We start from the raw sequence: 12,250 nt of genomic DNA, 5'->3' as shown, positions 1-12,250 counted from the left end.
TTCCGGGTTAGGCATTGGTTTATACTGGGAGAACTATGTGTATAATGGTACTGGACAAATCTGACTTGATCGTAAGCCCGCGATCCTTTTCACCGGGGCCATGCATAGATATTCACCATGATTGGACAAATGTCACCCGGAACGCGACGTTCTTAAGGAGGGTTTCATAACCGTATGATTGAAATCGAGAAGCCGAAAATTGAAACCGTGGAGATTAGTGAAGACGGCAAATACGGAAAATTTGTCGTGGAACCCTTGGAACGTGGTTACGGCACAACGCTTGGTAACTCGCTCCGGCGTATTCTCTTGTCGTCACTTCCCGGTGCGGCAGCGACCTCCATTCAGATTGATGGGGTTCTCCACGAGTTTTCCACGATTCCTGGTGTGGTTGAGGATGTCACGGAGATTATTCTCAAGATTAAACACTTGGCTCTAAAAATTCACTCTGATGAAGAAAAAGTGTTGGAGATTGATGTAGAAGGTGGCGGTGAAGTCAAAGCTGGTGATATTCGGGCAGACTCCGATGTGGAGATTCTCAACCCGGACCTTCATATCGCCACGCTTGCTGATGATGGACGTCTGCATATGCGGATGACCGCCAACCGCGGGCGGGGATATGTACCCGCCGAACGGAATAAACGGGAGGAGCAGACCATCGGGGTGATCCCGATCGATTCGCTTTACACTCCCATTGAACGAGTAAACTATCAGGTAGAAAACACCCGGGTGGGTCAGGTAACCAACTTTGACAAGTTGACACTTGAAGTCTGGACAGACGGAAGCCTTCATCCTGACGAATCCGTCAGCCTTGGTGCCAAAATCCTGACAGAACATCTCATGCTCTTTGTCGGTCTTACAGAAGAAGCCAAAGAGACCGAGATCATGGTAGAAAAAGAAGAAGACAAAAAAGAAAAAGTTATGGAAATGACGATTGAAGAGCTGGATCTGTCGGTTCGCTCCTATAACTGTCTGAAGAGAGCCGGGATTAACACGGTTCAGGAGCTGACACAAAAATCGGAAGAGGATATGATGAAGGTTCGAAACCTGGGACGTAAATCGCTGGAAGAAGTGCAGGAGAAGCTCGCCGAGCTGGGGCTCTCACTGCGTAGCGAAGACTGATGGTCAATTTGTAGACGAGGGAGGGGAAATCCATGGCACATTCCAAACTGGGTCGCAATACGGCAGCACGGAAAGCCCTGCTTCGGGACCTCGTGTCTGACTTGATCATTCACGAACGGATCGAAACAACTGCTGCAAGAGCCAAAGAAGTCCAGCCCGTTGCTGAAAAAATGATTACCCTGGCAAAACGGGGAGATCTTCATGCCCGTCGTCAGGCAGCTTCCTTTGTACGTACCAACCGTTCCCGAACCGAGCGGGAAGGGGAAAAAGCCAACCACGAAACGGTTGATGCGGTGAAGAAGCTGTTTGATGAAGTGGGTCCTCGGTATGAGGAGCGCAATGGTGGCTATACCCGGATTATCAAGATTGGGCCTCGCCGGGGAGATGCAACGGAAATGGTATACGTGGAACTGGTGAAGTAATCACTTCTTGGGTTCAAAGGGAGAGGGCAGGACTTATCGGTCCTGAAATCTGCCCTTTTTCTTTATAAAGAGAAATGGTGCTTACTTGCCGAAAACAGTGGCAATCATTTGAGGTGGATGGGTTGGAACCAATCATACAGATCACTGACGCAGGTTATCGATATGATTCTCTCCAGGAGGTAGATCACTCCCATTGGGCTGTACGTGAGGTAAATCTTGCTGTGAACAAGGGAGAATATCTTGCGATCATGGGTCCCAATGGGTCTGGTAAATCCACCCTGGCCAAAATGTTAAACGCTCTTTTGCTTCCAGTCGAGGGAAGGGTTGAAATTCAGGGCCTGGACACTCGCCAAGAAGAAAACCTGTTCCTGATCCGCAGAATAGTGGGGATGGTTTTTCAAAATCCGGATAACCAGATTGTAGGAACCACCGTAAAGGATGATGTCGCCTTTGGACTGGAAAATTTGGGTGTCCCTCCTGAAGAAATGGTAAAACGGGTAGAAGAGGTACTCAACCAAGTCGGGTTAAAAGGGATGGAGAAATCGTTTCCTCATCACCTTTCCGGGGGACAGAAACAGCGACTTGCCATTGCTGGGGTGATTGCGATGCGACCGGATGTAATTGTATTTGACGAGGCGACATCCATGCTGGACCCCATTGGCCGGGATGAGGTATTAAAGGCAATGAAAGACCTCCATCAAAGTGGTATTACCGTCATCCACATTACCCACTCCATACGGGAAGCCCTTCATGCTGAACGCGTAGTGATTGTCGCGAATGGCAGGGTTGAAAGGGATCAACCATCCAAGGAGCTGTTCCGTCAACCGGAAGACTGGGCCCAATGGTCTTTGGAGACCCCGTTGTTTGTGGAGCTGAAAAACCGCCTGCTGAAGAGAGGATTGCCTGTTCGGCAAGAGATCACCGGGATGGAAGAGCTGGTGGAGGAATTATGGAGATTGATGTCCAGAACGTGACCCATGTCTATAATGCTGGAACTCCTTTTGAACATACCGCCCTTTCCAATATAGAACTGAAGATTGACTCCGGAACGTTTGCCGCCATGATCGGGGCAACGGGTTCCGGAAAATCCACCCTTATCCAATTGATTTCCGGTCTGATTGTTCCTACAAGTGGTCGCATTCGGGTCGGGGACTGGGAGATCGGACCGGAAACCAAGGATTTCTCTGAGCTTCGCGGTCGAGTGGGAGTGGTCTTTCAATATCCGGAACATCAGCTGTTTGAGGAAACGGTGGCCAAGGATATTGCTTTTGGTCCAACCAACCTGGGCTTGTCTCCAAGTAAGGTGAAAGAGCGTGTCAGACATGCGATGGAGTGGGTGGGTCTGTCTGAAAAGCTGGCATCCCGCTCCCCCTTTCATTTGAGTGGAGGACAGATGCGACGGGTGGCCGTGGCTGGGGTATTGGCGATGGAGCCGGATATTCTGGTATTGGATGAGCCGACAGCGGGACTGGACCCGGTTGGTCAGCGGGAATTGTTGAACCGGATTCGGGATTTGCATCAGAAGCGTCGAATCACGGTGATATTGGTCTCTCACAGCATGGAAGAGGCGGCTCGGTATGCCGATCAACTGTTTGTATTAAACCGTGGAAAAAAAGTGCTGGAAGGGTCGCCGGCATCCGTGTTTGCAACAGGGGAGCAGAAACTGGCCCAATGGGGTCTGGAAGTTCCTGAAGCGGTTCAACTGGCGACTCGATTGAATGAACGGCTCAACCCACCCCTTGCAAACGATGTGCTAACGTTAGAAGACTTGGAAAAAGAGATTGTTGCTCGCTGGAAGGGGGATTCCTGTTGAGCAGTTTGACGCATCCTGTTCTGGGACAATACATTCCTGGAGATTCGCCCCTTCATCGTATGGACCCCAGATCCAAGCTGGTCTTTATCTTTATCTTTATGATGATCGTATTCTTGGCCAATAATGCTGCAAGTTATGGTTTGCTGTTGGGGATGACTGTGCTGGGAGTTCAACTGTCCGGTATTTCCCTTTCCATCATCATCAGAGGTTTGAAGCCGATTCTGTACCTGATTTCCTTGACAGCGGTGCTTCATTTATGGTTGACACGTGGGGGAAATGTTTTGCTGCAATGGGGGCCCATCACCATTTATGAAGAGGGAGTGATTCAGGCAATATGGATTTCACTTCGTTTTCTCATTCTCGTGTTGATGGGAACTCTATTAACCCTGACCACCTCCCCAATTGACCTGACGGACGGTTTGGAGCGACTGTTGTCCCCTTTGTCCAGGTTTCAGGTGCCTGTTCACGAGTACGCCCTCATGATGTCCATCTCGCTTCGCTTTATCCCTACGTTATGGGAGGAAATGGATAAAATTATGAAGGCGCAACGGGCACGGGGGGCTGACTTTACACGCGGAGGCCTTCTGAAACGGGCCCAAAGCTATATTCCAGTACTGATTCCGCTATTTATTTCCTCTTTTCGTAGAGCTGAAGAATTGGCTTTGGCTATGGAGGCTCGTGGATATCGGGGAGGAGAAGGAAGAACTCGCATCCGAACGCTTCAATATCGAAAGTTGGACGTCTTCCTCCTTATCGTTTTAGGATGTCTTGTAGTGGCTCTCCTATGGCTTCGTAGCCCATCATGACATTCCGGGAGAGGGGAAATGGATTCATGAAACGATTGAAAATGACCGTGGCATACGATGGAACAGAATTTGCCGGTTTTCAACGCCAGCCCGGAAAACGAACGGTTCAGGGAGTATTGGAGGACGTATTGACACGTTTGACCGGGAACGATGTTCAAATCACCGGTGCCGGTCGAACCGATTCCGGTGTGCATGCTTTGGGACAAGTGATTCATTTTGATACATCCTGCCCGATTCCGATCGATCGTTGGGTGCGTGTACTTCATCATACGCTTCCCTGTGATTTGCTGGTGACAAAAGCGGAAGAGGTATCTACCGGTTTTCACTCACGAAAGAGTGCCTGTTGGAAGCGATACCGCTATACACTGGATACAGGAAAACTCCCTGATCTGTTTCAACGAAGATATCGTACCCACTACCCTCATCGGCTCGATTGTGCCCGGATGAATACAGCTGCACGCCACCTGCTGGGTACCCATGATTTTACTTCACTATCGGCAGCCAAAGCCCAGGTAAAAGATCGGGTGCGCACCTTGTATCACTGTGAGGTGCGGGAGAAGGACTCTCGTATTGTAATGATTGAAGTGGTGGGAAGCGGGTTTCTCTATCATATGGTGAGGATCATCGCTGGAACATTGGTGGATATTGGAGTTGGGAAAACCGCTCCAGGAGACCTTCCGGGCATACTTTCAGCCAAAGATCGATCCGCTGCTGGAAAAACATTTCCTCCGGAGGGTCTTACGATGATGGAAGTGGGATATACTCCGTGGTTCATATCTTGACTTCTAACCGTGGTTGGTGTAGTATGGTCGTTGGTATTTTTCCATCTTGCCCCGGTGGAAAACAATGTTCGGCGCAGTACAAGTGAGAAAACGCATCCGGCAATGCCCATAAGAAATACAGAATGATTGTTTTTGACATAAGGAGGGAAAAAATTATGCGAACCACATTTATGGCCAAACCGAACCAAGTGGAACGGAAATGGTATGTGGTTGATGCAACGGATCTGCCCTTGGGCCGACTGGCCACTGAAGTGGCCACCTTGCTCCGTGGTAAACACAAGCCTGAATATACTCCCCATGTAGACACGGGTGACTTTGTCGTTGTCATCAATGCTTCCAAAGTACATCTCACAGGGAAAAAACCGGCGAAAAAAGTATACTATCGCCACAGCGGTTATCCAGGTGGTATTAAGTCGATTACGGCCGGTGAGTTGCGTGAAAAAAATCCGCAACGCATGATTGAATTGGCCGTCAGAGGAATGCTGCCGAAGAACATTCTGGGTCGTAAGCAGCTGAAAAAGCTGAAAGTATACGCTGGTTCAGAACATCCGCATCAAGCACAACAACCCCAAGAGTGGGAAGTACGCCGATAAGTAAAGGAGGGAAAGTACCTTGGCACAAGTTCAATTTTACGGAACAGGTCGTCGCAAAGAGTCTGTTGCCCGTGTACGTCTTGTACCCGGAGATGGTCGTATTGTGATCAACGGCCGGGATATGGATAGCTATTTTGGCTTGGAGACATTAAAGGCGATTGTAAAACAGCCCCTGGTTTTGACTGAGACCGTCAATCGCTATGATGTTTTGGTCAATGTCAACGGTGGCGGGTTTACCGGGCAAGCAGGTGCCATTCGCCATGGAATCGCCCGTGCACTTCTGAAAGTGGACCCGGATCTTCGTCCGGCACTGAAAAAAGCCGGCTTTTTGACTCGGGACCCACGGATGAAAGAACGGAAAAAATACGGACTTAAAAAAGCGCGTCGTGCGCCTCAATTCTCCAAACGGTAAGAGACCCGTTTCCCCGCATGTTTGCGGGGTTTTTTAATGCCTAATTTAACCGTAGTAACCCTTGCACCCTCCGGCAACACTATAAATACTTTAAGCGGGAGGGAGGACGATTTCGAAGTGGGTAAAGTCGTTTGGTTGGAAGCATGGCGTTTAAATCGTGTGGAAAAGCTGAGACAAGATGCCTTGTTCAGTTTCCCATGGAACAAGCTTTCGCAAATCATTGACCATATACTGGACCCTTCATTGCAAATCCTCTCATCCCGACAACGGTTTGTCGTAGATGAGGCCATTTATCGAATAGCATTTGAAGCTTATGTATACGGGATGGAAGCCAGTCGAAAAGGGGAAGCGGAATGTCCTCCCGAACGTCCTGAGGCAGAACGCAAACAATGGTGTGAACGGGTTTTTGGATTTGAAGGGAGCCGGTTGATCGGAAGAATTGTGGAAGACCTTCATTTATTTCGGCAGTTGGATGAATGGACCATTCAATCCATGATGTACTTTTTTGAAGAAGTGACTTCCAAGTGGTTTTTGGAGGGAGTGGATTATGGAATTCGCCTTCGCAAACAGGGGCTTCATAAAACATAACTGACAGTCTCGTCCCATATAATGAATCAAAACAATGTTGTACAGGCAGGAGGAAAAAGGATGGCAACCATAAAAAGGTGGTTCCAGGGACGGTATGGGCTTCTTGTAGGGGTTTTAGGCCTGGCGACGGTCATTCTCTGGGGGGCAGTCGCTGGAGGTTTGCCCGGTTTCAGTCGCAATACATGGAGCATGCCCCTGTCAGGTCAGGTGATTGTTTTGGATCCCGGACACGGCGGACAGGATGGTGGTGCCAGAAGTAAAGATGGCATCCTGGAAAAAGATATCGCACTAACCATCGCTCTTTTATTAAGGGACTATCTGCAAGAGTCCGGCGCATTAGTAATTATGACTCGTGAACAGGATCATGATTTGGCAGATCAGGGGACCAGTCGGCGAAAGGCTCAGGATTTAATGCGCAGGGTGGATATTGTGAAAAAAAGCAAGGCGGATGCGTTTATCAGTATACATTTAAATGCGATCCCTTCGCCGCGGTGGTCCGGTGCACAAACGTTTTATTATCCAACGATGGAGCAGAATCAGCAGTTGGCGAAGAGCATTCAGAGTGAACTGATCCGCAACTTGGAAAATACAGACCGAAAAGCCCGTCACAGTGGAGAAGTATACATATTGAAAAGTTCCCCTATCCCTTCTGCTTTGGTGGAAGTAGGTTTTCTATCCCATCCAGAAGAGGCACGTATGCTGGCAGAACCGTCCTATCAGAAAAAGATGGCTGCTTCGATCTATCATGGCATCATTCGATACTTTACCGGACAAGGGAAAGAGAAAGGAAAAAACTAAATGTGTTATAATCGGTGAAGAAATCCGCTATATTGCTGAGGTGTGGACTGTTATGAACGTGGAGAAAATATTAGAGGCTCTTCGAAAAGTGGAAGAGCCGGAATTAAAAAACGACCTCGTGAAACTGAATTTGGCACGAAACATCCGAATCTTTGGGGATCGGGTTCAACTTACCATTATGCTGATATCTGAGGACTCACCACACCAAGACCGTTTAAAGGAGAGTGTACACCAGGCATTGAAGGAGGCGGGAGCTTCCGAAGTACAAATCGAATTTGAAGTGCTCACTTCAAAAGAACAAGCGGCTCTTGCAGAAAGGGTTCGTAAAGAGCATCAGGAAAAAGTGAAAGCCAAACGGGCAAAAGGGAACCCTTCCATTCAGCAGGAAGTCTCCCCCCCTCCCTTACTTTCCAAAGACTCCAAAACTGAATTTATCTCCATTGCCAGTGGCAAAGGAGGGGTCGGAAAATCAACCGTTGCAGTGAATCTGGCTGTGGCTTTAGCGAGGGAAGGAAAACGGGTCGGCTTGATCGACGCCGATATATATGGCTTCAGTGTTCCGGATATGATGGGAATTGAAGTGCGTCCTGAGGTCGTGGACAATACAATTTATCCAGTGGAGCGTTTTGGTGTGAAAGTGATTTCCATGGGCTTTTTTGTGGAAGAGAATGCTCCGGTGATATGGCGTGGTCCGATGCTGGGGAAAATGCTCCGCAATTTTTTCCATGAAGTGCAGTGGGGTCCGCTGGATGTAATGATTCTCGATCTCCCTCCGGGTACAGGGGATGTGGCGCTCGATGTCCATCAAATGATCCCTCAGAGCAAAGAGCTTCTGGTTACCACTCCTCATGCCACCGCCGCTTTTGTAGCAGCGCGTGCAGGAGCAATGGCTATACATACGGAGCACCAGGTGTTGGGTGTGGTTGAAAATATGGCCTACTATCAATGCGGTTCCTGCGGCAATAAGGAATTTGTTTTTGGGCGTGACGGTGGACAAAAGTTGGCCGAGGAACTGAATACGCAACTTTTGGTGCAAATTCCCCTTGGCCAACCGGATGTAGGACATCCTGACGACCCGGATTTCTCTCCGTCCGTCTATCAAGAAGATACCTCAATAGGCAAGCTCTATCGTGATCTCGCTCAACAAGTGATTCAAAAAATTTGATTCTATTTTTTATTACCGGTGAATGATTCACCGGTTTTTTTATAGAAAAAAACACCGGATACGAATCCGATGTTGATCATGTATCTTCAGCTGGAGGATTGCTCCCCTTCACCTGAACCTCCTTGTTGCCCTTTTTTCTTTTTTTCCTTCTCGCTTTTTTTCACAGCTTCTTCGAGCAGTTTGCTAAATTTTTCCTTAAAGGTGGGGCTCTCCAGTGCCTCTTCCATGACTTTTTGAATCTCTTTGCGGCTTTTTTGCCCCTTTATCACTTGGTTCAATTGCTTGCTAAATTCCGGGTCCTTTAAAATATCCAGCATCATCTTCTGATATTCCGGGTCTTTCATTAACTGTTTGATCAACTTTTTATGTTCTTTTTTGGTGGCTTTGGCAAAGCTGGATGCAACTTTTGGTTTTTCAAACAGCTTTTCAAGCTGTTTTTGCATCTTGGGATCTTGCATGGCTTGGGTAATCGACTTTTCTATATCACTATCGGAGATCACGATCTCCTTCTTAAATTCCGGGTCTTTCATCACTTCTTGCAGGGCTTTCTTCCCATCTTTTGTGTGTAAAACGTCCATTACCATCTGTTTCATCTCGTTATATTCCGGTTTTTGGTTTTCCTGTTTATTGTTTGGACTGCAGGAGGCTGTAATGAGAAGAATCAGTGATAAGGCCAGGTTGGTAAGTAACCTCCGTTGTATTGACATATAAAGGCCGCCCTTCTTTTGGTTCTTCATCTTATAATATGGTCAGGGATTGGATGATTTATGCCGAAGTTGTATGGGATGGTTTTAAATTGGGTAGCAGCATCGGTATAATAGAATGAAGTGGCCTGAAGGAAGTTGTCAGGGACTGATTGAAGGAGAGGCTGAGTCAATGACGATTCGAAGGATGTTTTTTCTGTTTTGGACTACATTGGTTTTGGGAACCGTGACAGCTCCCCTCGTCGGCTTTTTAGTAGGAGGAATTGTCGGTTCCGTGGGGCTAGATATGATCAGCCAGTTGTGGGCGGGGATCATGTATGGAGCGGTGGCTCAGATGGGCTTTTTTTGCTACCTTATTTTTAATATGGTGGCGAAAGGGTTTATTCGAAACCCTTATGTGTATCAAGCGATTCAATTGTTTTTGACACTTGCCATTTTGTGGCGGACATTTGGAGTTTCCAGCGGAAAAAGTGGTTTTAATGGATTGGGTCCGTGGATTCTTCCAGCAACCATCCTTGTTGTTGGGTTGATTGTGGCCTGGTTCAAGGTGAAAGCGACACATTCCATGGCTTTTATCCCTGCACTATTTTTTATGGTCTCTACAACCGTATTGGAAGCCATTCCTTCGTTGGATCAAGAATCGCTTCCGATTATTATGCAAATGGTGTTGACCCTTTTGGTTTGCAATACATGGCAAGTGATGCAACTTCATCGTTTAGTCGCTCCAATATCGGAAAAAAGTAAGCAAAGAAGCCAGACATCGAAGCCTGGCTCTTAATCTACAGGATTCAGCTCGACTTGCGAACCTGCAATCAGCTCAGAGACAGTGACAAACGTGTATCCCTTTTTCTTCAATTTGTCGATGATTACTGGGAGCGCTTCATGAAGTTGCTTGCTGGAGTCGCTGGCATGCATCAAAATGATATCACCGGGATGTGACAGGTTGACAACCCGGTTGATAATTTTTTCTTTTCCGGGATTCATCCAATCGCGGGAGTCGGTATCCCACTGGATGGAGGTATAACCCAATTTATCTGCGATTTTGAGTACCCGTTTGTCAAAATCACCATTTGGATACCGGATCAAATTGGGTTCGGTTTTGGTCAGCTTGCTTAAAATTTGGTGCGATTTACGAATCTCTTTGCGAATCTGATCCTCATTAAGTGTGCTGTAATTGACATGGCGATGACCATGACTGCCGATCTCATAACCCATATCTGCAATCCGTTTCACGGTATCCGGATGGGCTTCTGCCCAAGGGGAAGAAAGGAAAAATGTTGCTTTTTTCACCCCTTTCTGTTCCAAGACGTCCAGAATGGGTCCTGTTCTTTCTTCGCCCCAACTGATATCGAAAGTCAGTGCAAGTTGCTTTTTATCCGTGTCCACACTGTATACCGCTTCAGGACCCGAATCAAGAGGCATAAAAACTTGAATGTTTTGCTGTTCGGCATAAAAAATCCCTGCAGCAAAAAACAGCGCCACCATGATGATCAAGGCCTGTCTTATCTTTTTTCCGGATAAAACCCAGAAAAAACGCATCTCTTCACCTCCGACCGCTTTGGTATGGAAGGTTTGGCACCTGTCCCATACTAATGTATTCCGGTGGACGAGGGTTATGAATGGAATGCGTATGATCGAAAGGGAGAGATGTTCTTGAGGCGTTTTATGCAAGCCATTCGTTTTGAAAAGAAAGTGATTCTCATTGCAACCCTGATTTTTATCCTCTTTTCCATTGTTGGTTTTGTTGCCAGCGACCCGATCAATGAATCCTTGAAACAAGCAGGAGTGTGGGAGCAATTTCAACAGAAAGTGGAGGATATCAAACAAGATCCTGGGCTTCTCAATGTTTTTCAAGTGATTCTTTCCAATAATTTATTGGCAACGGCCAGCATGATCGGGTTGGGTTTATTCTTTGGTGTCTACCCTGTTATTGGGTTAGCGTTTAATGGGTTACTGCTGGGGGTGGTGATTGGGATTTCCTCTGAACAGACCGGTTCAAGCCCAGTAACATTGTTTGTGACACAAATTCTTCCCCATGGCATTTTGGAGTTGCCGGCCCTGATCTTTGCAGCTGCTCTCGGAATCCGACTAGGGATTTTGTCCATGGGAACATTGGCTGGTTTGGGATCAGCCGTTATCAGGAAGCGAAATCAATCAGCTTGGAAAGCTTACCTGGAGCGGGTTCCTTCATTGGTTATCGGAGTTGCAGTTATGCTAACGGTAGCTGCTTTTATTGAGTCCTCATTAATTGTTTATTTCAGCTGATATATGGAGGGGATCATATGAAAACGACATTGCAGTGGAAAGGGAAGATGCAATTTCAGGCTTCTACACCTTCCGGGCATGAAATAAACCTGGATGCTTGTGAAGAGGCTGGCGGAGAGGACCAAGGCCCCCGGCCGACAGAGCTTCTGTTGTCCGCTGCTGGAGCCTGCTCTGGGATTGATATCGTCAGCATTCTGGAGAAAATGCGCTTAAAAGTGGAAGGTTTTGATATGGAAGTCTCCGGAGAGCGGGCAGAGGAACATCCACGTCGGTTTACTCAGGTACATATTCATTACCGGTTGGATGGAGATTTGCCAGAGGACAAAGTTAGAAGAGCAGTGGAACTTTCACGGGACAAGTATTGTTCGGTTTCCCAGTCGTTAAATGCAAACATTACAACTAGTTTTGAGATTAATGGAACCCGGTATGAGTAAAATCAATCGGTTCGGACAGAGTCCGGACCGATTTTAGATCCAGGAAGGGAATGAATCCTGCTCTTTATTGGAAGAAAAAAATTTAAAAAGGTGTTGACCAAATGAGAAAGCCATGATATATTATTACCTGTCGCCGCGAGATGAGGATCAACAGTCTGAGCGGCAACAAAAGAAATAAAAAAGTTGTTGACAAGATCAACTGAGGATGATAAGATAGATTTTGTCGCTACGAACGAGTGGCAGTCGCGGAAACATGCGACAGACAGCGAAAAAGCGTTCCTTGAAAACTGAAGAGCGAATGAACGACCTGTCGATTCATTTGAGCGTTTCAAGCTCGAAATGTAGCCCC

Annotated in this window: 16 protein-coding genes; 14 read left to right on the top strand and 2 right to left on the bottom strand. The window is 47.3% G+C overall.

The features are described from left to right. The first annotated feature begins 174 nt into the window (after positions 1-174). From FN782_RS11660 to FN782_RS11610, 11 genes are all read left to right on the top strand, one after another. Entirely contained in the window at positions 175-1,119 is a 945-nt protein-coding gene (locus FN782_RS11660) for a DNA-directed RNA polymerase subunit alpha (RefSeq protein ID WP_142505988.1), read from the top strand. 32 nt (positions 1,120-1,151) lie between these two features. Beyond that, entirely contained in the window at positions 1,152-1,541 is a 390-nt protein-coding gene (gene rplQ, locus FN782_RS11655; RefSeq protein ID WP_142505987.1) for a 50S ribosomal protein L17, read from the top strand. Between the two features lie 113 nt (positions 1,542-1,654). Further along, positions 1,655-2,515, top strand: coding sequence for an energy-coupling factor transporter ATPase (locus tag FN782_RS11650; protein ID WP_425462712.1), 861 nt, complete (start codon positions 1,655-1,657; stop codon positions 2,513-2,515). After that, positions 2,491-3,354 (top strand): energy-coupling factor transporter ATPase, encoded by an 864-nt coding sequence (locus tag FN782_RS11645; RefSeq protein WP_142505985.1) that lies wholly within the window; start codon positions 2,491-2,493, stop codon positions 3,352-3,354. Before FN782_RS11650 ends, FN782_RS11645 begins: the two co-directional genes overlap by 25 nt. Next, the gene (locus FN782_RS11640; protein ID WP_281285948.1) at positions 3,351-4,160 is read left to right on the top strand and encodes an energy-coupling factor transporter transmembrane component T family protein; all 810 of its coding nucleotides are present in this window, start codon (positions 3,351-3,353) and stop codon (positions 4,158-4,160) included. The genes FN782_RS11645 and FN782_RS11640 overlap by 4 nt, the downstream gene beginning before the upstream one ends. Positions 4,161-4,186: 26 nt before the next feature. Continuing rightward, complete coding sequence (gene truA / locus FN782_RS11635) at positions 4,187-4,942, top strand: tRNA pseudouridine(38-40) synthase TruA (RefSeq protein ID WP_142505984.1); 756 nt, start codon at positions 4,187-4,189, stop codon at positions 4,940-4,942. Positions 4,943-5,097: 155 nt separating this feature from the next. Then, a complete protein-coding gene (gene rplM, locus FN782_RS11630) occupies positions 5,098-5,535 on the top strand; it encodes a 50S ribosomal protein L13 (protein WP_142505983.1) in 438 nt (145 codons plus the stop codon). A gap of 19 nt (positions 5,536-5,554) precedes the next feature. Further along, a complete protein-coding gene (gene rpsI, locus FN782_RS11625; protein ID WP_142505982.1) occupies positions 5,555-5,947 on the top strand; it encodes a 30S ribosomal protein S9 in 393 nt (130 codons plus the stop codon). 117 nt (positions 5,948-6,064) lie between these two features. Next, positions 6,065-6,535 carry a hypothetical protein gene (locus FN782_RS11620; protein WP_142505981.1) on the top strand — a complete coding sequence of 157 codons (471 nt, stop codon included), beginning with the start codon at positions 6,065-6,067 and terminating at the stop codon, positions 6,533-6,535. A gap of 60 nt (positions 6,536-6,595) precedes the next feature. Next, positions 6,596-7,333: an N-acetylmuramoyl-L-alanine amidase CwlD gene (gene cwlD / locus FN782_RS11615; RefSeq protein ID WP_142505980.1), complete on the top strand. Its 738-nt coding sequence runs from the start codon at positions 6,596-6,598 to the stop codon at positions 7,331-7,333. Between the two features lie 52 nt (positions 7,334-7,385). Then, entirely contained in the window at positions 7,386-8,498 is a 1,113-nt protein-coding gene (locus tag FN782_RS11610) for an Mrp/NBP35 family ATP-binding protein (RefSeq protein ID WP_142505979.1), read from the top strand. 86 nt (positions 8,499-8,584) lie between these two features. Here FN782_RS11610 and gerD read toward each other — a convergent pair whose 3' ends face one another. Beyond that, positions 8,585-9,205 (bottom strand): spore germination lipoprotein GerD, encoded by a 621-nt coding sequence (gerD, locus tag FN782_RS11605; RefSeq protein WP_142505978.1) that lies wholly within the window; start codon positions 9,203-9,205, stop codon positions 8,585-8,587. Positions 9,206-9,374: 169 nt separating this feature from the next. On the opposite strand from gerD, the gene FN782_RS11600 reads away from it, so the two are divergent. Beyond that, a complete protein-coding gene (locus FN782_RS11600) occupies positions 9,375-9,980 on the top strand; it encodes a KinB-signaling pathway activation protein (protein ID WP_185956258.1) in 606 nt (201 codons plus the stop codon). On the opposite strand, the gene pdaB is transcribed toward FN782_RS11600, so the two are convergent. Beyond that, positions 9,977-10,741, bottom strand: a complete 765-nt coding sequence (pdaB, locus tag FN782_RS11595) for a polysaccharide deacetylase family sporulation protein PdaB (RefSeq protein ID WP_142505976.1) — start codon at positions 10,739-10,741, stop codon at positions 9,977-9,979. The two genes, FN782_RS11600 and pdaB, sit on opposite strands and share 4 nt — an antisense overlap. Positions 10,742-10,855: 114 nt before the next feature. Here pdaB and FN782_RS11590 point away from each other — a divergent pair, with 114 nt between their 5' ends. Both FN782_RS11590 and FN782_RS11585 read left to right on the top strand, forming a co-directional pair. Beyond that, the gene (locus tag FN782_RS11590; RefSeq protein ID WP_185956257.1) at positions 10,856-11,467 is read left to right on the top strand and encodes a stage II sporulation protein M; all 612 of its coding nucleotides are present in this window, start codon (positions 10,856-10,858) and stop codon (positions 11,465-11,467) included. A 17-nt stretch (positions 11,468-11,484) separates the two neighbouring features. Then, positions 11,485-11,901, top strand: a complete 417-nt coding sequence (locus FN782_RS11585) for an OsmC family protein (RefSeq protein WP_142505974.1) — start codon at positions 11,485-11,487, stop codon at positions 11,899-11,901. The last annotated feature ends 349 nt before the right edge of the window (positions 11,902-12,250 follow it).

This window comes from Melghirimyces algeriensis (assembly GCF_900182565.1).
GTDB lineage: Bacteria > Bacillota > Bacilli > Thermoactinomycetales > DSM-45169 > Melghirimyces > Melghirimyces algeriensis.
Note: the sequence above shows the minus strand (reverse complement) of the source record. Positions and strands in the feature narration are given on the sequence as shown.

Coding starts and splice junctions, on each gene's coding strand:
- FN782_RS11660 (WP_142505988.1), top strand. CDS start 175: ATGATTGAAATCGAGAAGCCGAAAATTGAAACCGTGGAGATTAGTGAA.
- rplQ (WP_142505987.1), top strand. CDS start 1,152: ATGGCACATTCCAAACTGGGTCGCAATACGGCAGCACGGAAAGCCCTG.
- FN782_RS11645 (WP_142505985.1), top strand. CDS start 2,491: ATGGAGATTGATGTCCAGAACGTGACCCATGTCTATAATGCTGGAACT.
- truA (WP_142505984.1), top strand. CDS start 4,187: ATGAAACGATTGAAAATGACCGTGGCATACGATGGAACAGAATTTGCC.
- rplM (WP_142505983.1), top strand. CDS start 5,098: ATGCGAACCACATTTATGGCCAAACCGAACCAAGTGGAACGGAAATGG.
- cwlD (WP_142505980.1), top strand. CDS start 6,596: ATGGCAACCATAAAAAGGTGGTTCCAGGGACGGTATGGGCTTCTTGTA.
- FN782_RS11610 (WP_142505979.1), top strand. CDS start 7,386: ATGAACGTGGAGAAAATATTAGAGGCTCTTCGAAAAGTGGAAGAGCCG.
- gerD (WP_142505978.1), bottom strand. CDS start 9,205: ATGTCAATACAACGGAGGTTACTTACCAACCTGGCCTTATCACTGATT.
- FN782_RS11600 (WP_185956258.1), top strand. CDS start 9,375: ATGACGATTCGAAGGATGTTTTTTCTGTTTTGGACTACATTGGTTTTG.
- pdaB (WP_142505976.1), bottom strand. CDS start 10,741: ATGCGTTTTTTCTGGGTTTTATCCGGAAAAAAGATAAGACAGGCCTTG.
- FN782_RS11585 (WP_142505974.1), top strand. CDS start 11,485: ATGAAAACGACATTGCAGTGGAAAGGGAAGATGCAATTTCAGGCTTCT.